The sequence below is a fragment of the Microbacterium sp. LjRoot205 genome (genome assembly GCF_056175745.1).
On the sequence record NZ_JBGFFH010000008.1, the window covers coordinates 18,189 to 37,972 of the forward strand.

The following is a 19,784-nucleotide window of genomic DNA, read 5'->3' on the forward strand; positions in this document are numbered from 1 at the left end:
AGAGTTCAAGGTTCGTTCACCCGGGCTTTCCTGGGATGAACACAGACAGAACGCTCGACCTCCCTGTGATGTCACCAAGTAGTATGCCTATGTGGCCGAAGCTGTATACACCCAGATCGCAGACGACCTGCGCGCCCAGATCGCGGCCGGCTCTCTGCGCCCCGGGGATGACGTGCCCACCGAGTCGGAACTCGCCGAACGCTGGCGCACGTCTCGTGGTCCCATCCGGAACGCCCTGGCTGCGCTGCGCAGCGAGGGCCTGATCGAGACCGGAAGAGGCCGCCCCGCTCGGGTCGTCTCCCGCAAGGCGAGCCAGGCCGTCGACGTGTCGGTGCCGTTCACCCGCTGGGCTCGAGATCTCGGCGTGACCCCCGGTGCCCAGACGCAGGAGCTGAGTCTTCGCCGGGCAGGCGACCGCGCCGAGCTTCTCGGGGTCTCCCCCGATGACACGATCGTCGGCGTCGTGCGACTCCGACTGCTCGACGCGCGGCCGACGATGCTCGAGCGCCTCTTCTACACCGAGGCCGTCGGGCGCCGGCTGTTCGACGTCGACACCGACGAGATCTCGATCACCGAATACCTGGGGTCAGTCGGACACCCGATCGTCGGCCTCGAGCACCAGATCGACGCGGTGGCGGCCGATGACCAGGATGCCGCGCTCCTGCGGGTGCCGCAGGGAACGCCGATCCTCCGGCTCAGCCGCATCTCCCGCGATGCGAGCGGACGCATCTTCGAAGCATCGGAGGACCGCTATCTCAGCGAGGTGGTGCGGTTCACCGTCGCAGCGTCGGGAATATCGACAGACGGGCACTACATGCGTGCAGTCGGCGGCTAGGAGCCAGCAGGTCGGTTTCGATTCCTCGAGGGAAGAAGCCGATCGCGAGCGCGCTGGGGATCAGATTCCAGAGATCGCGCTCGCGATCACAGCGCTGGGGATGCGCTATTTCTGGGGTATACCCAATGTAAGCTCCCGGCTACACCATGGAACACGGTCTATAGTCGAGACCTACCCTGGACTTTCGTCTAGTCCTTGAGCGTGCATCCGCGGAATTCCGCGGGTTTTCCCCAAGAGTATCGGAATGCTGGACGAGGATTCTGACCGCGTTCCGCCTCCGAGATGCCGGAATACTGGTTCGGTCAGACGATCGGCAGGAGAGCTGACACGACCCAGCGTCCGTCCGCTTCTCCGGCGCTGAACTCACCACTGGCACCGAGAACACGTTCGGCCATTCGCCCGATACCGGTGCGGCTCGACGAGAGCTCGCGACGCGGCGTGACAGAGAGAGGGCTACTCACCGTCAGCTTTGCGGAGTCGTCATCGATGTCGAATCGGATCAGGACTTCGCCCTCGCCTGCGTACTTGAGGACGTTGGTGGCCGACTCGCGCAAGATGCGCGCGAGGATGATCTCGGCCGCGCGGGGGATGCGCTCGTCCGAGGGGTCACCGTCGACGATCACAGAGTGGCCCGCGGATTCGAATTCCTGCTGGGCTTCGTCGACGGAGGCCGCCAGATCACCCGAGGGCATGCCCTCGGATCTGGGCCCGTCGTCGGCGAGGTCGATCACGAAGCGGAGATCGGTCATCGCCTTGCGTGCGGCGATGCGGATCGCCTCCTGCGATTCGCTGCTGGTGCGATCGTCGTCGAGCATCTGCACGTGCAGCGCCACCACCGTGAGGTGGTGCGCGATGCTGTCGTGCAACTCGCCGGCGATCCAACGTCGCTCAGCGAGTACTGCCTGCCGTTCCTGCTCGGCCTTCTCAGCCAGCTGCACCTCGAGCGTCCGCCCTCGGGCGAACGCGATGCGAAGTGCGAAGCCGACGGCTCCGGATACTGCGGCGCCGACCAGGAAGATCGCGATATTGAAGGCATCCCTCGAGTCGCCAGTGACGACCAGTGCGGATGCGAGGAGGAAAACTCCGGCATAGGACAGGACCAAGGAGGTCCATCCCAGACGCACGATCAGGCCTGCCGCGAAAGCGGCGGTCGTGAGCACCTGGGCTTCGATGCCGGGGATGAAGGAGAGTGCGAACACCACGCCGAGGGCGTATGTCGCGATCAGTGGCGACCAGAGATACAGGGCCAAGACCGCGGTGGATGCGATCCCGAGTGCCGCCGTCAGAGGATCCAATCCCGGAGGAAGGAACAGTCCGACGATGTCGAAGGTGACGATCGTTCCGACGACCGCCAATACGGCGATCCGTTCGATCGTGCTGAGCTTCTCGCCCTTTCCGAGTCGAGTGACGTCTGCGCGTTCACCCGCCGGAAGACTTGAAGCCATACTTCAGTATCTCCTTTCCGCCATATAGATTAACGGTAGAAGCCGAAAAAGAGTCCAACCTGGTTCCAGAAAGACATAGAGATTCACCTCCTTTATTGCACTTTTGACTAGCGATGTACTCATCTTCTCGGTGATCTTCTCGCACCACATCTGTCGCACGTCTAGACCTCGATAGCCAAAGGTCTAAGACATCGCGCCGCAGGTACACCCCGGTTAGGCTTCCTCCATGTCCCAAATCCGAGTCGTGATCGTCGATGATGATCCCCTGGTGCGCTCAGCGCTCTCTCACTTCGTCTCACGAGACCCGGAGATCACGGTGGTCGCGGAGGCGGAGTCCGGCCTCGAGGGCATTGAAGTCGTGGAGCGCGAGCATCCTGATGTCGTGATGATGGACGTGCAGATGCCGGAGATGAACGGCATCGAGGCGACTGCGGTCATCAGTGAGCGGTGGCCCGAGGTCAAGATCCTGGCGGTGACGACGCTCGATGGCAGCGACACCGTGCTTCCGATGCTCAGTGCCGGTGCATCGGGCTATCTGCTCAAGGACTCCAGCGCGGCGAGCATTCTCGAGGGCGTGCGTGAGGTGTACAGCGGAGCGAGCTCTCTGTCACCTCGCATCGCCTCGTTGCTGATCAAGCACGTGCGCGATACGGAGCCGGTAGGCGGCGACGACTCGCTCGAGGCGCTCACCGACCGCGAGCAAGAGGTGCTGCAGCGTCTCGCCCAGGGGATGTCGAACGCTGAGATCGCGCGCACGCTGATCGTGTCGGAGGGAACGGTGAAAGCGCACCTCGGCCGCATCATGTCGAAGTGGCACGTGCGCGACCGCGTGCAGATCCTGGTCACGGCAGCGCACGCCGGCCTGGTCGACTTCCGCTGACGGGGAGACTGTCGAGGCTGGCGTCTGCTCACGCGGGGGCTGCCCACGTTGGCGTCTGCTCACGGGGCCCGCTGAAGCCGGATCACGACGGCTGGATCCCACCGAAGTCGAACCAGATCCGAAAGCACGCAAGGCGACCGCGACCGAGTCGCAGGTCACCCCGTTCGGGCGAGGTGCTTCCGGGGCAGGTCGGCGGGGAGGCTGAGTTTCGGGGTGCGCCAGTGCTGGGCGAGATCCCACCATGCCGGGCCGCGCACCTGCGGAAGGCCGTCGTTCATCCGGATCTCCCACCCCGAGGTGCCGAGGGACCGGTGATGCCACCAACACAACGGCACACCATTATCCGTATGCGTCGGGCCGCCCCGGGCGTGCTCGGTGACATGGTGGATCTCACACCACGACGCGGGAACGTGGCATCCAGGGATCAGGCACTCCTTGTCGCGGGCGATGATCGCCCGACGCTGGTGCACGGTGAAGATCCGATCCGTGGTCGTGATCCCGATGATCCGCCCCTCGTCCATGAGCACGCGCTGAATCGCTCCCGAGCACGCGACCTGCGCGGCGACGGAGACGGGAACATGAGCACCGGAACCGGGGATCGCCGCCCACCCACCATTGCCGCTCGCTCCAGACGCAGCACCGGCACCTCCGAAGGCAGCGCCTCCGAAGGCAGCGCCGGTGGCCTGACTGGCGTGGTGGGCGAGGTCTGTCGCGTCGACCGTCACGACGACGACCGGTGATGCACCGCCGAGGGTGGGCATGTCCTTGTGCCGCGCCGCGATCGCCAGCGCTGCGGCGAGAGCGTCGTGACGTTTCTGCGCCGCGGTGCGGTCATCGAGCACGCTCCGCTCATCCGAGTTGAACGGATCCTCCCCCGCATCCGTGTCAGAGTTCGGGTCCGCATCCGCATCCGCATCCGCATCCGCACCCGCACCAGCATCCGCACCAGCACCAGCACCAGCACCAGCACCAGCACCAGCACCTGAATCCGCATCCGCATCTGAGCCCGCGCCGCCGCCGGGGGCGAAGAACACCCCTGGCCGGGGCGGGCCGTCGCCTTTGGGGTTGAGGATCGCGTCCATGATGAGTTGGAACTGGGCCGCGACATCCGGGGTCAGATACCCGCGGATCGCGTGCACACCATCCTTGAATCGCCCGATCGTGACGCCCCGCCGACGCCTCGCGTCCTCGTCTTTGGGTTCTTCCCCGTCGGGGTCGAACATCGATGCGAGATCCTCGGCGAGAGCTTTCAGATCCTCCGTCGTCGGCGACGGACCAGGCGCATCTGGGTCCATATCCGGGTCGGCCTTCAGGCCGTGCCCGCGCGCGCACCCCGCCAACGCCACATCCGCCGCCAACCGCTGGTCGACGCTGAGCCTGTCCCAGACCTTCTCGATCGGGCCCGTCGCGGCGAGGAACCCGTCGATCCCGATCACCCCGTCCAACAGCGCCGTCCGCAACTCCGGCCACCGGGCAGGGAGCCGCTCCCCCGACACCAGGCTCACATCCCGCCGCACCCGGTCGATGACCTTCCCCACCCGGGTCGCACCCCGCGCATCGACGAGCACCGTCCGCTGCAGCAGCTCGTTCTCGCCCCGGCAGCCTGCGGAGTGCGGGAAGTCACCCATCTCGCCCGTCGCGACGGTCTCGACGACCACCGCCTCCACCCGACGAAACGCCGCCCCCGCCGCCACCAGAACGCCGATCCGCTCCGCATCGGACAACCCCGCCAACGCGTCATCGGACAGCACCGCATCGAGGTCGGTGATGACCCGATTCAGAAGCTCCGCGGTGCTGTTCATACTCCCCAGTCAACCCGCGACCACCGACATTCAGCACCCCGAATCGTCTGGATTTACCCCAGTTCAACGCCATATTCCAATCTCTCAGTACAACACGCGAGATTCGCACCCCCGGGCGCCGGAAGTTCAGGAGATGGGAAGGACGGAGAGGGAGACCGACGAGGGGAAGGAGAAGAAAGCGAGCGAGACCAACGAGGCGAGAGAGAAGAAGAGAGAGGCCAACGAGAGGAGGGAGAAGAGCGGGAGACCGACGAGGCGAGAGAAGAGAAGAGAGCGGCCAACGCGAGGAGGGAGAAGCGAGCGAGACCAACGAGGCGCGAGAAAAGAAGGAAGCGAGCGAGACCAACGAGGCGAAAGAAGAGAAGGAAGCGAGCGAGACCAACGAGGCGAAAGAAGAGAAGCGAGTCACACCAACGAGCCGAAAGAAGAGAAGCGAGTCACACCAACGAGCCAAAAGAAGAGAAGCAAGTCACACCAACGAGCCGAGGGAAGAGAGAGGAGAACAGAGAAGAGACGAGACGAAAGAAGTGGCTCAGACGCCGTCACGCGCGGGAGGCATCCGCTTTCATGAAGACGTCGACGGCGTCCTCGCTCTCCAGAACGAAGCCGTGGCGCTCGTACAGCCGACGTGCTGCGCTGGCCTGCAGCACGTTGAGCCGGAAAGGCAGAGTGCCGTCGGTGTCCGCGAGCAGGTGGGCGAGCACGGCTGCCCCGATCCCGCGGCCCTGCGATTCCGGCGCGAGATAGAAGTGCTCGATCCAGAGCGCGTCCGGTTCGTGCCTGACCGCGACCAGACCGACGTCATCGCCGTCGACGACGATCACGCGGGTGTTCTCGGGAACGAACGCATCGAGGAAGCGCTGCCGCACGCGCACGGGGTCATATCGGCCGAGACGCTCGAGGTCAGGTCTCATCACGACGGCCCTGAGCTCGGCCATCCAGGAGGCATCCGAAAGGCCGCTCGCTCGAAGACTCCATCCCACTGACACAGCATCCATACAACCATCAGCAGCAGCACGCCCAGCCGCGCAGGAGCCACAGCCACAGCTACAGCCACAACCACAGCCACAGCCACAACCACAACCACAACCACAACCACAGCCACGGCTACAGGGCGAGCAGCACGATCCCGCCGGCGACGACCGCGGACGCAGCCAGACGCCACCCCGGCCTGCTCTCCTTGAGCGCGAACACCCCGAAGAGGCTGACGAGCACGACACTGACCTCGCGCAGCGGAGCGACGAGGGCGACCGGAGCGATCTGGATGGCGATGAGCACCAGGATGTACGACAGTGGCGACAGGATGCTGAATGCCACGATGCGTCGCCACTGCGTGCGTCCGAGGGTGCGGACGGCCGCCCATCGGCCGCGAACGCCGAAGGAGTAGAACGGGATCTCGAGCAGCATCGTCCCGACCATGAACGCGACGGGCGACAGGTTCCAGGTGCGCACGGCATGCGCGTCCCAGATCGTGTAGATCGCGATCGCGACGCCGGTGAGGAGCCCGAACACGAGCCCGAGATCGAGCGAGCGACCCTGACGCTCGGCGCGCCCTCGGTCGACGAGACCGATCGCGACGACTCCGACGATGATCGCCGCGACGCCGACGAGAGCGAGGACGGACGGCCGCTCACCGAACAGCAGAATGGCGACGATCACCGAGAGGAACGGCCCGGTGCCCCGTGCCGTCGCGTAGACGGTGGAGAGATTGCCCTCGCGGTATCCGCGCTGCAGCACCGCCATATAGGCGACGTGGAGCACACCGGACACGCCGACACCCAGCAGAAAGGCCAGCAGGTCATCGGTACCGAGCCCGCCGGTGAACGGGATGACACCGATCCACACGGCCGTTCCGCCGACGGCTCCCCACCACAGGAACGGCATCCCTGCCCGGCTCACACCATGGGCGACGATGTTCCACGCGGCGTGGGTGATCGCTGCGGCGATGACGAGAGCGAAAGCGAGTGCGGACACGAGAGACCCTTCCGTTCACCGCGGGCGCGACGAACAGGGTCCTCCGGGCTTTTGTCCTGTCAGATGACGGCGCCCCTGCGGAGGAGCACCGTGGCGCCGCTCGGACCAGACGGGACGAACCCCGGAACCCTAGGCGCTATCGAGAGCGACAGTAACCGCCGCGGGTGACCGGGAGGTGAACGGCGCGCCCTTCCACCCGACCGGATCGCCGTCGTCGATACGGCGATTACGATCGAAGAACCGCCCCTGCAGGAAGGTCTCCCATGCCCGTAACCCCGGACGCTCTTTCCCACGCCGAGGATCTCGCCGACTTCGTCGCCGCCTCGCCCTCGAGCTATMACGCCGCCGCCGAGGTGGCCAGGCGACTCGAGCATGCCGGGTACGTGCGCCTCGACGAGGAACAGGCGTGGGAGGTGACCCCCGGCGGGCGCTACGTCGTCGTCAGGGACGGCGCGGCGATCGCGTGGACGGTGCCGACGGATGCCACCGCCACCACGCCCGCACACATCCTCGGCGCTCACACCGACTCACCCGGCTTCAAGCTCAAGCCGCAGCCGACCACCGGATCGAAGGGGTGGCTGCAGGCAGCCGTGGAGGTCTACGGCGGCCCGCTGCTGACCTCCTGGCTCGACCGCGAGCTGAGCCTCGCCGGCCGACTCGCACTCGCCGACGGACGTGTGGTGCTCGCCGACACGGGAGCGCTGCTGCGCCTCCCCCAGCTCGCGATCCACCTCGACCGCGACGCGAACACGAGCCTCGCACTCGACAAGCAGTTCCAGACGCAGCCCGTGTGGGGCCTCGGAGACCCGACGCAGGAGGACATCCTCGCCGAGCTGGCCGAGACGGCCGGAGTCTCGGCATCCGACATCCGCGGCTATGACGTCGTGATCGCCGACACGGCACGCGGAGCGGTGTTCGGCAAGGACCGCGCGTTCTTCGCCTCAGGTCGTCTCGACGACCTCGCCTCGGTGCACGCCGGCGTGGTCGCCCTCGAGACGATCGACACTGCGGCATCCGGACCGATCGCGATCCTGGCAGCCTTCGACCACGAGGAGCTCGGCTCCAACTCCCGCTCCGGCGCGGCCGGCCCGTTCCTCGAAGACATCCTCGGACGCGTGTACGACGCCCTCGGTGCCGACGCCTCCGAGCGCCGCCGCGCCCTCTCGGCGTCGTGGTGCCTGTCGAGCGACGTGGGCCACTCGGTGCACCCCAACTATGTGCACAAGCACGACCCCGTGGTGCAGCCGGTGCTCGGCTCCGGTCCGATCCTCAAGATCAACGCGAACCAGCGGTACGCGACGGATGCCATCGGCTCGGCCGCCTGGCGCGACTGGTGCGACAGCGCCGACGTGGTCACGCAGGAGTTCGTGTCCAACAACAACGTGCGCTGCGGATCGACCATCGGCCCGATCACCGCGACGCGTCTCGGCATCCGGACCGTCGACGTCGGCATCCCGATCCTGTCGATGCACTCGGCCCGTGAGCTCGCCGGCGTCTCGGACCTGCACGACCTCACCCGCGTCGCGGGGGCTTTCTTCGCCAGCTGATCGCCGCCGGCGCCCCCGCGGGCCCTGCACAGTGCCAGGATGATGGCATGACGGACATCAAGCCTGCTCTCATCGAGCGCGCGGGCATCGAGATCATCCCCGAATCCGAGCGCACGGCGAAGCCTCGCGACCTGTTCTGGCCGTGGTTCGCGGCCAACGTGTCGGTGTTCGGCATGTCGTACGGATCGTTCGTGCTGGGCTTCGGAATCTCTTTCTGGCAGGCGACGATCGTGTCGGTCATCGGCATCGTGGTGTCGTTCCTGCTGTGCGGGCTGATCGCCATCGCGGGCAAACGCGGATCGGCGCCGACCATGGTGCTCTCGCGGGCGGCGTTCGGCGTGCAGGGCCAGAAGGTGCCCGGCATCGTCTCGTGGCTGACCTCGATCGGCTGGGAGACGTTCCTCGCGATCATGGCCGTGCTCGCCACTGCCACCGTCATCACGCAGCTCGGCGGCGACGGCGACAGCATCGCGCTGAAGATCATCGCCACCGTGATCGTCGCCGCCCTGATCGTCGTGGCCTCCGTGCTCGGCTATCACACGATCATGAAGCTGCAGTCGGTGCTCACCTGGGTCACCGGCGCGGTGACGATCCTCTACATCGTCCTCGCCGCGCCCAGCATCGATCTCGCCGCCGTCATGGCCCGCCCTGATGGTGGCCTCGGCCAGGTCATCGGCGCACTCGTGATGGTGATGACGGGCTTCGGGCTCGGCTGGATCAACATCGCCGCCGACTGGTCGCGCTATCAGAAGCGCACGGCGTCCGATGGGGCGATCGTCGTCTGGAACACGATCGGCGGCTCGGTCGCGCCCGTGATCCTCGTCGTCTTCGGTCTGCTGCTGGCGGGATCCGACGACGACCTCAGCGCCGCGATCGCCTCCGACCCGATCGGCGCTCTCGCCACGCTTCTGCCCCTCTGGGTGCTCGTGCCGTTCCTGCTCACCGCCGTGCTCGCACTCGTCTCGGGCGCCGTGCTGGGCATCTACTCCTCGGGCCTCACGCTGCTGAGCCTCGGCATCCGCATCCCGCGCCCGTCCGCCGCGGCGATCGACGGCGTGATCCTCACCCTCGGCACGATCTACGTGGTGTTCTTCGCCACCGACTTCCTCGGCCCGTTCCAGAGCTTCCTCATCACGCTCGGCGTGCCGCTGGCATCCTGGGCAGGCATCCTGATCGCCGACATCCTCCGACGCAAGAAGGACTACGACGACGAGGCCCTGTTCGACAGCCGCGGACGCTACGGCGCCTGGGACTGGATCTCGATCGGCACCATGGTCGTCGCCAGCGTCATCGGCTGGGGCTTCGTGCTCAACGGCTTCGCGGATGCGGCCCCATGGAACAACTGGCAGGGCTATCTGCTCGGGCTGGTCGGCGGAGTCGACGGCGACTGGGCCTACGCGAACCTCGGGGTGTTCTTCGCACTGGTGCTGTCGTTCGTCTTCACCTGGTTCGCCCGCGCCGGACGGATCCGCGCGCAGGAGGCAGCTGCGTGAGCAGGGAGTCCTGGCTCGTCGTGATCGATCCGCAGGTGATCTTCGCCTCACCCGACTCGGCCTGGGGGTCACCGTTCTTCGGTGACGTGATGCCCCGCGTCCGCGAGCTCGCCGAAGCCTTCGGCGACCGCGTGATCGTGACGCGCTGGATGCCGACCGCCGACCGCTCGACCTCGTGGGGCGCGTACTTCGCCGCCTGGCCGTTCGCAGACCAGCCCTCCGACGATCCGATGTTCGACCTGGTTCCCGACGCGATCGGCCTGTCGCCGCACCCGACCCTCGATCTGCCGACGTTCGGCAAGTGGGGCTCCGCGATCGAAGAGATCGTCGGCCGTGGCGCGCACGTCGTGCTGGCGGGAGTCTCGACAGACTGCTGCGTGATCTCGACCGCCCTCGCCGCAGCGGATGCCGGGGCGCACGTCACGATCGCCGCAGACGCCTGTGCCGGCTCGACGGCCGAGAACCACGCCGCTGCGATCCGGATCATGGGGCTGTATCCGCCGCAGATCACGGTCAGCGACACGGCGAGGGTGCTGACGGAGCGCTAGCCTGCAGCGCGCACGGCCGCCGCGATGTCGGCGGGTGACCCCCGCCACGGTGCTCCGTGTCCGGGAAGCACCCAGGATGCCGATACGGCGGCCAGCCGGTCGAGAGATGCATCGGCCTCATCCGGCTCGTCCGTGAACGGCGCGGGCTGCGGACCCACGCGCCCCGTCAGAACGTGGCGCGTGGTCAGCGCGTCGCCGACGAAGACCGCGTCCGCCCCGGGGATGTGCACCGCGATGCTGCCGGGCGAGTGACCAGGCATGCCGATGACGACCGGGGATCCGGGGAGGTCGAGCACCTGGCCGTCGGCGACGGTCACGACCTCGGACACGTGCCGTGTGCGAAGCGCGTTCTTGCGCACGCCGTAGGCGAAGAACCCGAGCGTCGGACCGATGCGCGCGGGCCCCATCGGGGTCTTCGGCTTCTCACCCGTGCGCACCCGATGCGCATCGGCGCTGTGGATGAAGACGGGCACGCCCGCCTCACTGCGCAATCGCTCGGCGAAGCCGATGTGGTCTCCGTCGCCGTGGGTGAGCACCAGACCGCGGATGTCGGAGAGCGGGCGACCGAGCTCGGCCAGCTTTCGCTGCAGGTCGTTCCAGTGACCGGGCAGCCCCGCGTCGACGAGAGTGATCCCCTCGGGCAGGTCGACCAGATAGGAGGCGACGACGTCGTTTCCGAGTCGATGCAGGTGCGGTGCGAGCTTCATGGTCGTCCCTTTCGAGGTGGTCTATGATGGCTACATTACGTAGCTATCATAGCTATTGTAAATAGCCATGGAGGAGCCCCGATGCCGACCCCCGAACGAACCTCGCTGGCGGCGATCGTCGACGCCGGCCGCGACATCCTCGAGACCGCCGGCCCCGCCGGACTCACCATGCAGGCCGTCGCCGAGCGCGTCGGAGTGCGGGCACCTTCTCTCTACAAACGGATCAGAGATCGCGACGCCCTCCTGACGGCGGTCGCCGAGGCCTCCGCCGATGCGCTGACGAGCCGACTCGAGACCGCGGGCGACGAGCTCCCCCTCCTCGCCGCCGCCTACCGCTCCTTCGCGCACGAGCACCCCGAGGCGTTCCGTCTGCTGTTCACGGCGTCCGCCCCCGAAGACGCCCTCCACCGGACCTCCGCTCCGGTGCTGCGCTCCTGCGCCGACCTCGTCGGACCGGAGCATGCTCTCGACGCCGCCCGCCTGTTCACCGCCTGGGCGACAGGGTTCCTGCAGATGGAGCTCGCCGGCATGTTCCGTCTCGGCGGCGACGTCGACGAGGCCTTCGACTATGCGATGGATCGCATCATCGCCGGGCTCACGGCCGCCTGACCGCACGCGCGCCCGAGCGGATGCCTGACTACCGGAATACTGCCAAGATGATGCGCGGAGAGGGGTTTCCATGACCACGACCGCGCACGAAGACGAGTCCGACCGCCCGCAGAGGGCTCGACGCCCGTGGCACCGCACGAAGGTGGCGGTGGGGCTGGTCCTCCTCGTCACCGCGGTGGTGGCGATCATCGGCGCGCTCACCCCCTGGCCTTCGGCCATGCTCATCCGCTCGGTGTTCACGAAGGGCGGTGACGAGACCGCCGCCGAGATGGAGAAGCACGTCCCCGACACGGCGCTCACCGAGCAGCTCGACGTCGCCTATGCCGACGGCGGCGCCGACACCACGATGGACGTCTTCACACCGGCATCCGCCACCGGGCCGCTGCCGACGGTCGTCTGGATCCACGGCGGCGCCTGGATCTCGGGGTCGAAGGAGAACGTCGACCCCTACATGCGCATCCTCGCGGCCGAGGGCTACACCACCATCGCGGTGAACTACACGATCGGGCCCGAAGGCGAGTATCCGCTCGCGGTGCACCAGCTCAACGACGCGCTCGCCTACATCGACGCGCACGCCGATGAGCTGAATGTCGATCCGAACCAGATCGTGCTCGCCGGCGACTCCGCCGGCGGCCAACTGGCCAGTCAGATGGCGACGCTCATGACGAGCCCCGACTATGCCGAGATCATGGGCATCACGCCGGCGCTGAAGGCCGAGCAGGTCGTGGCGACCGTGCTCAACTGCGGGGTGTACGACCTCGCGGCACTCGCATCGCTCGACGGCGTCGTCGGCTGGGGCCTCAAGACGTCGATGTGGGCGTATGCGGGAACCAAGACATGGGCGGAGAGCTCGACGGGCTCGACGATGTCGACGATCGACTGGGTCACCGAGGACTTCCCGACGACATACATCTCGGGCGGGAACGGCGACGGGCTCACCTGGCTGCAGTCGATCCCGATGGCCAAGCGTCTCGACGAGCTGGGGGTCGACGTCACGACCCTGTTCTGGCCGGCGGCGCACGAGCCGGCCCTGCCGCACGAGTACCAGTTCCACCTCGACATGCCAGACGCGCAGACGGCGCTGCAGCAGACGATCGACTTCCTCGACGCCCACACCAGTCGCTGAGGGGGTCTGCGGGCGGTCTACTTCATCGTGTCGAGGATGCCCACGAGGTCGTCGAACGTCGTGAGCGGGTTGAGGATCGCGAAGCGGGTGTTCGGTCGCCCGCCGTGCGAGCTCGGCACCACGAACGCTCGCTGCGTGTCGAGCAGCTCGTCCGACCAGCGGTCGTAGTCGGCGCGATCCCAGCCCTCGCGTTCGAACACGACGACAGAGAGCTGCGGGTCGCGCACGAGCCTCAGCTCGGGGCGGGCAGCGATCTCTGCGGCGATGCGCTGGGTCAGGGCGAGTGTCGCGCTCACCGCCTCGCGATAGGCGGCCACGCCGTAGGTCGCGAGCGAGAACCACAGCGGCAGCCCCCGAGGGCGCCGAGTCAGCTGGATCGAGTAGTCCGACGGGCTGAAGTCACCGGCGTCCGTGAGGGTGTCGAGGTACTCGGCGTGCTGCGTGTGCGCTCGGCGCCCTGTGTCGGGGTCGCGGTAGAGCAGCGCGCAGCAGTCGAACGGGGCGAACAGCCACTTGTGCGGATCGACGATCACCGAGTCGGCGCGCTCCACTCCCGCGAAGATGCCACGGGCCTCGGGCGCCAGCATCGCGGTGAGCCCGTAGGCGCCGTCGATGTGCAGCCAGAAGTCGAACTCGTCTTTCAGCGCGGCGATGCCGGCGATGTCGTCGACGATGCCGAAGTTGGTCGAGCCGGCGGTGGCGACCACCGCGCAGATCTCATCGCCGTGCTCGGCGAGCGCCTCACGCACGGCATTCGCCCTCAGCATGCCGTCGTCGCCCGCGGGCACGAGCAGCACGTCGGCATCCATGACCTTCGCCGCCGACTTGTTCGAGGAGTGCGCCTCGACGCTGCACACGATCTTCCAGCGGCGAGGAAGCTCCTTGCCCGCCTCGAGCAGCTTCGCCTTCGCCGCCTCGCGTGCGGCGACGAGCGCCGACAGGTTTCCGATCGTGCCACCCTGCACGAACACCCCGCCGGCGGTGTCGGGGAGGCCGAACTCGGCCGCCAGGAACGAGAGGACCTCGTTCTCGGCGTGCACGGCTCCGGCGCCCTCGAGCCAGCTGCCTCCGTAGAGGCCGGATGCCGAGACCACGAGGTCGAAGGCGATCGAGGCGATCGTCGGGGCGGTCGGGATGAACGAGAGATACGACGGGTGGCTCGTCGTCAGGCAGGCCGGGGCGAGGATGTGCTCGAACACGCTGAGCGCGCGCTGCGAACCGAGACCGGCGTCGGTGATCGTCGTCCCGACCAGACGATCGAGCTCGGCCGGCGACTGGGGCTTGTCGAGCGGCACGTCGGCCGCGAGCATCCGCCGTCTCGAGTAGTCGAGCACCGCGTCGACGATCGCCGTCGATTCGGCCGAGGCCGCGTGCATGCGTTCTGCTCCCATGAGCTGTCCTTACCTGAGGGTTTCTGCGGGCTGTACGGGCTCGACCACCGGAACGTCGAGCACCGCGGAGAGAGTGCGGCGAGCGAGATCGGCTCGATCGCGGGGCGCCCAGTGCACGAGCGAGTGGGCGCTCATGCCGTCGACCATGGCGAGCAGCATCCATGCCGACGAGTCCGGGTCGACCTGCAGCGGGTTCTCTCTCAGCGCCGGGTCTTCGGCGATCGCGCGGGCGATGAGGTCTTCGAGGGCGCTGTGCCAGAGGTCCATCTCGGTGCGCACCCTGGCGCCGAGCGCCTCGTTGCGGGCGCCGAGCGCCCATGACTGCACCCACACCATCGCGACGTCGTCTCGCGAGTCGTCGAGCAGCGTCTCGATGAGCCGCAGCAGGTTCGTGCGCAGGTCGACGCTCGGGTCGTACGAGGCTATGACCTCGTCTCGCTCGGCCGCGACGATCGTGGTGAAGACCTCGGCGACGAACGACTCCATCACGGGCCGGTAGTGCGCGACGAGAGCCGGCGTGACGCCGACCCTGGCCGCGACCGCACGCACGGTGAGCGCCTCGAGCCCGCTCTCCCCTGCCAGCGAGACGGCGGCGTCGACGATGGAGCGTTCGCGCTCTTCCGGCGGCAGCCGACGGGGCGCGGCGGCTCTTGACGTGGTCTTCATCACGGGCTACCGTATCACTCGTTGATCACGTGTTCAATAGGGATCACGGCCCCTCATTCCCGAGGTCGCGATCAGCAGCGAGGGAGACAATCATGGCCTGGCACATGCCCGCCGAGACCGCACCGCACGAGCGCACCTGGATGGCGTTCCCCGCCGAGGGGCCGACGCTGGGCGAGACGGCGTCCGAGCGCGACGAGGGCTATGACACCTGGACGGCCGTCGCCCACGCGGTCGCCGAGTTCGAGCCGGTCGCGATGATCGTCGACCCCGCCGAGGTCGCCCGCGCTCGGCGGATGCTCAGCAGCAGCATCGACATCGTCGAGGCGCCGGTCGACGAGTTCTGGATGCGCGACTCYGGCCCCACCTTCGTGATCGATGACGAGCGTCCCGGAGTGCTCGGCGCGGTCGACTGGATCTTCAACGGCTGGGGCGCCCCCGCGTGGGCGCAGTGGCAGAAGGCGGCGCAGCACGCCCGCATCATCGCCGGAGCCGTCGGCGCCGAGCTCGTGAGCTCGACGCTAGTGAACGAAGGCGGCGGAATCCACGTCGACGGCGAGGGCACGGTGCTGCTCACCGACACCGTGCAGCTCGACCCGCGCCGCAACCCCTACGCCGACAAGGCGCGCGTCGAGGCCGAGATGGCGCGCACGCTCGGGGCGACGAAGGCCGTGTGGCTGCCTCGGGGCCTCACCCGCGACTACGACGACTTCGGCACGAACGGGCACGTCGACATCGTCGCGACGATCGTCTCCCCCGGCCGACTGCTGCTGCACGAGCAGCAGAACCCCGAGCACCCGGACCACGCGGTGACGCGCCGGCTGCGCGCGCATCTCGAGCAACAGACCGATGCCGCGGGTCGCCGTTTCGAGATCGTCGACCTGCCAGCGCCGGCGACCCTGCGCGACGACGAGGGCTTCGTCGACTGGAGCTACGTCAATCACCTGGTCACGAACGATGGCGTGGTCGCCTGCGGGTTCGGCGACGAGCAGGCCGATGCCGCGGCACGGGCGATCCTCGCCGACGTCTATCCCGGGCGCCGGGTCGTCACGGTCGATGCGCGCCCGCTGTTCGACCGCGGCGGCGGCATCCACTGCATCACCCAGCAGCAGCCGAGCGTGGGGGTTCCGGCATGATCGACGTGGTCGAGGCCTCCATCGCAGAGCTGCGGCGAGCGCTCGAGACCGGCGCGGTCACCGCCGTCGAGCTCGTCGACGCGTATCTCGCGCGCATCGACGCCTACGACGGCCCCGAGACCGAGACGGCTCTGAACGCCGTCGTCGTCCGCAACCCCGACGCCCGCTCAGAGGCGGCGGCATCGGATGCACGACGGGCACACGGCGAGACGCTCGGGCCGCTCGACGGCATCCCGTACACCGCGAAGGACAGCTACCTGGTGCGCGGGCTGACCGCCGCCGCCGGCAGCCCCGCCTTCGCCGAGCTCGTCGCGCAGCGCGATGCGTTCACGATCGAACGCCTGCGGGCGGGCGGTGCGGTCTGCCTCGGGCTGACGAACATGCCCCCGATGGCGAACGGCGGCATGCAGCGAGGGGTCTACGGCCGAGCCGAGAGTCCGTACAACGCCGATTTCCTCACCGCGCCCTTCGCCTCGGGGTCGTCCAACGGATCGGGCACCGCGACGGCCGCGAGCTTCGGCGCGTTCGGCCTGGGCGAGGAGACCTGGTCGAGCGGCCGCGGTCCCGCGACCAACAACGCCCTGTGCGCCTACACGCCCTCGCGCGGCGTGATCTCGACCCGCGGCAACTGGCCGCTCGTGCCGACCATGGACGTCGTCGTGCCGCATGCGCGCACCATGGCCGACCTGCTCGAGGTGCTCGACGTGATCGTCGCCGACGATGCCGAGACGCGCGGTGACTTCTGGCGCGCGCAGCCGTGGGTGACGCTGCCGCTCTCGTCAGAGGTGCGCCCGGAGTCGTACGACGCCCTGGCCGCCGAGGCGGCGACAGCCCTGCGCGGCATCCGCATCGGCATCCCCCGCATGTACATCAACGCGGACCCGGATGCCGGCACCGCCGCTGAACCGGGCATCGGCGGCCCCACAGGGCAGCGGATCGAGACGCGCGCCTCGGTGATCGAGCGCTGGGAGTCCGCACGACGCGACCTCGAGTCCGCCGGCGCGACCGTGATCGAGGTCGACTTCCCCGTGGTGTCGAACTACGAGGGCGACCGACCGGGTGCACCCACCATCGCGACGCGCGGTCTCGTGTCGCCGGAGTATCTGCGACAGGAGATCGTCGACCTGTCGGCGTGGGGGTGGGAGGACTTCCTGCAGGCGAACGGCGACCCCCGACTGCACACCCTCGCCGCCGTCGACGGAGCGACGATCTTCCCGCATCCGGAGGGCGCACTTCCCGACCGCTACACGGGCTTCGACGACGACATCGCCGAATATCCCGAGTGGGTGCGCGCCAACCGGGGCGTCGGATTCCAGGACATGCCCGAGCTCGCCGACGGCCTGCGCGGCCTGGAGGAGACGCGTCGCCTCGACCTCGAGGAATGGATGGACGAGCACGAGCTCGACGCGGTCGTGTTCCCGGCCGTCGCCGATGTAGGCCCCGCCGACATGGACGTGAATGAGGCCTCCGCCGACCTCGGATGGCGCAACGGCACCTGGATCGCCAACGGCAACCTGACCGTGCGCCACCTCGGCATCCCGACCGTGACCGTTCCGATGGGGCTCATGGCCGACATCGGCATGCCGATCGGGCTGACGTTCGCAGGCCGCGCCTACGACGACGCGACGCTGCTGCGTCTCGCCGCCGGGTTCGAGGCGATCGGCGCACCGGGCGAGCGCCGCACCCCGCCGCCGAGGACGCCCGCGCTCTGACTCGCTGATCAGCACCAGCGCGACATTTCACTATTGTGACGCTCGCCACGATTGTTATATGTTTGGCCTGTCCGTCACGACAGGAAGCGACCCATGAGCACCGAGAACAACGAGCGCGAGCTCGAGGCCGGCATCGTCACCGATCTGTCCGGCCGCATGACCTACGGGTCGTACCTGTCGCTCGACCAGCTGCTCACCGCGCAGAATCCGGTCAGCGTCCCCGAGCACCACGATGAGCTGCTGTTCATCATCCAGCACCAGACCACCGAGCTCTGGCTGAAGCAGCTGCTGCATGAGCTGTCATCCGCCCGCGAACTGCTCGCGAGCGATGACCTGCGCGAGGCACTGAAGCGGGTGGCCCGGGTCAAGCGCATCCAAGACGTGATGACGCAGCAGTGGGCGATCCTCGCGACCCTCACCCCCACCGAGTACGCGCAGTTCCGCGGAGCGCTCGGCAACTCCTCGGGCTTCCAGTCGGTGCAGTACCGCGCGGTCGAGTTCGCCCTCGGCAACAAGAACGAGAAGATGCTCAGCGTCTTCGCCGACCACCCCGCCAACCTCGCGCTGCTCACGGCCGAGTGGCACAAGCCCACGCTCTACGACGAGTTCCTGCGCTACGCCTCGCGGCGCGGCCTGCCGATCCCGGCCGAGATCCTCGAGCGCGACGTGCGCCTGCCTTACCGCGAGACACCCGAACTGGTGCCCGCGATCCGCGAGATCTACCAGAACCATCAACAGCACTGGGACCTCTACGAGGCCTGCGAAGACCTCGTAGACCTCGAAGACAACTTCCAGTTCTGGCGCTTCCGCCACCTGAAGACCGTCGCCCGCACGATCGGAATGAAGGTCGGCACCGGCGGCTCGAGCGGAGTCGGCTTCCTGCAGCGCGCTCTCGACCTGACGTTCTTCCCCGAGCTCTACACCGTGCGCACCGAGATCGGCGGCTGATGAACGCTGCGACCTTCTTCGATGGCGAGGAATGGCGCGACGGCACCATCGAGATGATCGACGGACGGATGYTGCTGCGCCCCGGGTCACCGGCATCCGATCTGCGTCTGTCCGACCTGCCGAGGCTCGACGGCGTGATCGTCGGCGGCTTCACCGACCACCACGTGCACCTCCAGCTCGTCGATCACGCACTGCTGCATGACTCGACTCTCGGACGCGTGATCGACCTCGGGGGGAACCCTGCGGCGGTCGCCGCGCTGTCCGAAGGCGCGGCGCGTTTCGTCGCCGTCGAGTTCGCGGGTGCGTTCCTCACGCCCGTCGGCGGTTACCCGAGCGACCGCGACTGGGCCCCAGCGGGGTCCTTCCGCGAGATCGCAGACACCGCAGCAGCCACCGCGGCCGTCGCGGAGATGGCGGATGCCGGAGCATCCTGCATCAAGGTCGCGAACAACAGCACTGCCGGGCCCGTCTTCAGCGACCTCCTGTTCCGCGCGATCGTCGAGGCCGCCGCCGCACGCGGCCTCCCCGTCGTCGCCCATGCCGAAGGCGTGGGAGAAGCGCAGCGAGCAGTCCGCCTCGGCGCCGCGCGCCTCGCACACGCCCCGTTCACCGAGCGACTCGACGATGCCGAGGTCACCGCCCAGGCAGCATCCGTCTCGTGGATCTCGACGCTCGCCATCCACGAGGGCGACACGCACGCCACAGCGGTCGACAACGTCCGCCGCTTCCATGCCGCCGGCGGCACCGTGCTCTACGGCACCGACATGGGCAACGGCCCGATGCCCGTCGGTCTGAACCCGAGCGAACTGACTGCCCTCCGCGACGCGGGTCTCGACGGCATCGACCTGTTGCGCGCCCTCGCACCGCAGAACCCTCTCGACCCTGCTGCACTCCTCCTGAGGCTCCCCGGCACCGACGCCGACCCGACACTCGCCCGCCCGCTGACCAGCGCCGATCTGAAGGCTTGA

At 67.9% G+C, this 19,784-nt stretch carries 18 protein-coding genes; 11 read left to right on the top strand and 7 right to left on the bottom strand.

The features are described from left to right. Positions 1 to 91 precede the first annotated feature (91 nt). Positions 92 to 835 (top strand): GntR family transcriptional regulator, encoded by a 744-nt coding sequence (locus AC04ME_RS14405; protein ID WP_475435645.1) that lies wholly within the window; start codon positions 92 to 94, stop codon positions 833 to 835. 302 nt (positions 836 to 1,137) lie between these two features. Here AC04ME_RS14405 and AC04ME_RS14410 read toward each other — a convergent pair whose 3' ends face one another. Continuing rightward, positions 1,138 to 2,280: a sensor histidine kinase gene (locus AC04ME_RS14410; RefSeq protein WP_475435647.1), complete on the bottom strand. Its 1,143-nt coding sequence runs from the start codon at positions 2,278 to 2,280 to the stop codon at positions 1,138 to 1,140. A 226-nt stretch (positions 2,281 to 2,506) separates the two neighbouring features. On the opposite strand from AC04ME_RS14410, the gene AC04ME_RS14415 reads away from it, so the two are divergent. Then, on the top strand, positions 2,507 to 3,160 hold the full coding sequence (locus tag AC04ME_RS14415) for a response regulator (RefSeq protein ID WP_228385565.1): 654 nt from the start codon (positions 2,507 to 2,509) through the stop codon (positions 3,158 to 3,160). A 155-nt stretch (positions 3,161 to 3,315) separates the two neighbouring features. On the opposite strand, the gene AC04ME_RS14420 is transcribed toward AC04ME_RS14415, so the two are convergent. The 3 genes from AC04ME_RS14420 to AC04ME_RS14430 form a co-directional block, all read right to left on the bottom strand. Then, a complete protein-coding gene (locus AC04ME_RS14420) occupies positions 3,316 to 4,962 on the bottom strand; it encodes an HNH endonuclease signature motif containing protein (RefSeq protein WP_475435649.1) in 1,647 nt (548 codons plus the stop codon). 542 nt (positions 4,963 to 5,504) lie between these two features. Continuing rightward, entirely contained in the window at positions 5,505 to 5,900 is a 396-nt protein-coding gene (locus AC04ME_RS14425) for a GNAT family N-acetyltransferase (RefSeq protein ID WP_367824203.1), read from the bottom strand. Between the two features lie 169 nt (positions 5,901 to 6,069). Then, positions 6,070 to 6,936: an EamA family transporter gene (locus AC04ME_RS14430; protein ID WP_455905454.1), complete on the bottom strand. Its 867-nt coding sequence runs from the start codon at positions 6,934 to 6,936 to the stop codon at positions 6,070 to 6,072. 263 nt (positions 6,937 to 7,199) lie between these two features. On the opposite strand from AC04ME_RS14430, the gene AC04ME_RS14435 reads away from it, so the two are divergent. From AC04ME_RS14435 to AC04ME_RS14445, 3 genes are read left to right on the top strand one after another with little or no spacing between them, the layout of a single operon-like run. Beyond that, positions 7,200 to 8,483, top strand: coding sequence for a M18 family aminopeptidase (locus AC04ME_RS14435; protein ID WP_475435651.1), 1,284 nt, complete (start codon positions 7,200 to 7,202; stop codon positions 8,481 to 8,483). Positions 8,484 to 8,530: 47 nt separating this feature from the next. After that, on the top strand, positions 8,531 to 9,976 hold the full coding sequence (locus tag AC04ME_RS14440) for a purine-cytosine permease family protein (RefSeq protein ID WP_042540080.1): 1,446 nt from the start codon (positions 8,531 to 8,533) through the stop codon (positions 9,974 to 9,976). Beyond that, positions 9,973 to 10,524: a cysteine hydrolase family protein gene (locus AC04ME_RS14445; RefSeq protein WP_475435653.1), complete on the top strand. Its 552-nt coding sequence runs from the start codon at positions 9,973 to 9,975 to the stop codon at positions 10,522 to 10,524. Before AC04ME_RS14440 ends, AC04ME_RS14445 begins: the two co-directional genes overlap by 4 nt. Here AC04ME_RS14445 and AC04ME_RS14450 read toward each other — a convergent pair. After that, complete coding sequence (locus AC04ME_RS14450; protein ID WP_079113457.1) at positions 10,521 to 11,231, bottom strand: MBL fold metallo-hydrolase; 711 nt, start codon at positions 11,229 to 11,231, stop codon at positions 10,521 to 10,523. The two genes, AC04ME_RS14445 and AC04ME_RS14450, sit on opposite strands and share 4 nt — an antisense overlap. A gap of 81 nt (positions 11,232 to 11,312) precedes the next feature. Here AC04ME_RS14450 and AC04ME_RS14455 point away from each other — a divergent pair, with 81 nt between their 5' ends. Next, positions 11,313 to 11,840 (top strand): TetR/AcrR family transcriptional regulator, encoded by a 528-nt coding sequence (locus AC04ME_RS14455; protein WP_042540074.1) that lies wholly within the window; start codon positions 11,313 to 11,315, stop codon positions 11,838 to 11,840. Positions 11,841 to 11,910: 70 nt separating this feature from the next. Next, the gene (locus AC04ME_RS14460) at positions 11,911 to 12,966 is read left to right on the top strand and encodes an alpha/beta hydrolase (protein WP_079113458.1); all 1,056 of its coding nucleotides are present in this window, start codon (positions 11,911 to 11,913) and stop codon (positions 12,964 to 12,966) included. 17 nt (positions 12,967 to 12,983) lie between these two features. On the opposite strand, the gene AC04ME_RS14465 is transcribed toward AC04ME_RS14460, so the two are convergent. After that, on the bottom strand, positions 12,984 to 14,357 hold the full coding sequence (locus AC04ME_RS14465; protein ID WP_079113459.1) for a pyridoxal phosphate-dependent decarboxylase family protein: 1,374 nt from the start codon (positions 14,355 to 14,357) through the stop codon (positions 12,984 to 12,986). Between the two features lie 9 nt (positions 14,358 to 14,366). Next, a complete protein-coding gene (locus AC04ME_RS14470) occupies positions 14,367 to 15,023 on the bottom strand; it encodes a TetR/AcrR family transcriptional regulator (protein WP_475435656.1) in 657 nt (218 codons plus the stop codon). Between the two features lie 92 nt (positions 15,024 to 15,115). Between AC04ME_RS14470 and AC04ME_RS14475 the strand changes: the two genes are divergently transcribed. The 4 genes from AC04ME_RS14475 to AC04ME_RS14490 all read left to right on the top strand — a co-directional run bounded on the left by AC04ME_RS14475 (position 15,116) and on the right by AC04ME_RS14490 (position 19,784). Further along, positions 15,116 to 16,156: an agmatine deiminase family protein gene (locus tag AC04ME_RS14475; RefSeq protein ID WP_475435658.1), complete on the top strand. Its 1,041-nt coding sequence runs from the start codon at positions 15,116 to 15,118 to the stop codon at positions 16,154 to 16,156. Further along, complete coding sequence (locus tag AC04ME_RS14480) at positions 16,153 to 17,868, top strand: amidase (protein WP_079113462.1); 1,716 nt, start codon at positions 16,153 to 16,155, stop codon at positions 17,866 to 17,868. Before AC04ME_RS14475 ends, AC04ME_RS14480 begins: the two co-directional genes overlap by 4 nt. Before the next feature lie 93 nt (positions 17,869 to 17,961). Next, a complete protein-coding gene (locus tag AC04ME_RS14485) occupies positions 17,962 to 18,816 on the top strand; it encodes a tryptophan 2,3-dioxygenase (RefSeq protein ID WP_042540062.1) in 855 nt (284 codons plus the stop codon). Further along, the gene (locus tag AC04ME_RS14490; protein WP_475435660.1) at positions 18,816 to 19,784 is read left to right on the top strand and encodes an amidohydrolase family protein; all 969 of its coding nucleotides are present in this window, start codon (positions 18,816 to 18,818) and stop codon (positions 19,782 to 19,784) included. The genes AC04ME_RS14485 and AC04ME_RS14490 overlap by 1 nt, the downstream gene beginning before the upstream one ends.

Coding starts and splice junctions, on each gene's coding strand:
- AC04ME_RS14410 (WP_475435647.1), bottom strand. CDS start 2,280: ATGGCTTCAAGTCTTCCGGCGGGTGAACGCGCAGACGTCACTCGACTC.
- AC04ME_RS14415 (WP_228385565.1), top strand. CDS start 2,507: ATGTCCCAAATCCGAGTCGTGATCGTCGATGATGATCCCCTGGTGCGC.
- AC04ME_RS14420 (WP_475435649.1), bottom strand. CDS start 4,962: ATGAACAGCACCGCGGAGCTTCTGAATCGGGTCATCACCGACCTCGAT.
- AC04ME_RS14425 (WP_367824203.1), bottom strand. CDS start 5,900: ATGGCCGAGCTCAGGGCCGTCGTGATGAGACCTGACCTCGAGCGTCTC.
- AC04ME_RS14440 (WP_042540080.1), top strand. CDS start 8,531: ATGACGGACATCAAGCCTGCTCTCATCGAGCGCGCGGGCATCGAGATC.
- AC04ME_RS14450 (WP_079113457.1), bottom strand. CDS start 11,231: ATGAAGCTCGCACCGCACCTGCATCGACTCGGAAACGACGTCGTCGCC.
- AC04ME_RS14455 (WP_042540074.1), top strand. CDS start 11,313: ATGCCGACCCCCGAACGAACCTCGCTGGCGGCGATCGTCGACGCCGGC.
- AC04ME_RS14460 (WP_079113458.1), top strand. CDS start 11,911: ATGACCACGACCGCGCACGAAGACGAGTCCGACCGCCCGCAGAGGGCT.
- AC04ME_RS14465 (WP_079113459.1), bottom strand. CDS start 14,357: ATGGGAGCAGAACGCATGCACGCGGCCTCGGCCGAATCGACGGCGATC.
- AC04ME_RS14470 (WP_475435656.1), bottom strand. CDS start 15,023: ATGAAGACCACGTCAAGAGCCGCCGCGCCCCGTCGGCTGCCGCCGGAA.
- AC04ME_RS14480 (WP_079113462.1), top strand. CDS start 16,153: ATGATCGACGTGGTCGAGGCCTCCATCGCAGAGCTGCGGCGAGCGCTC.
- AC04ME_RS14485 (WP_042540062.1), top strand. CDS start 17,962: ATGAGCACCGAGAACAACGAGCGCGAGCTCGAGGCCGGCATCGTCACC.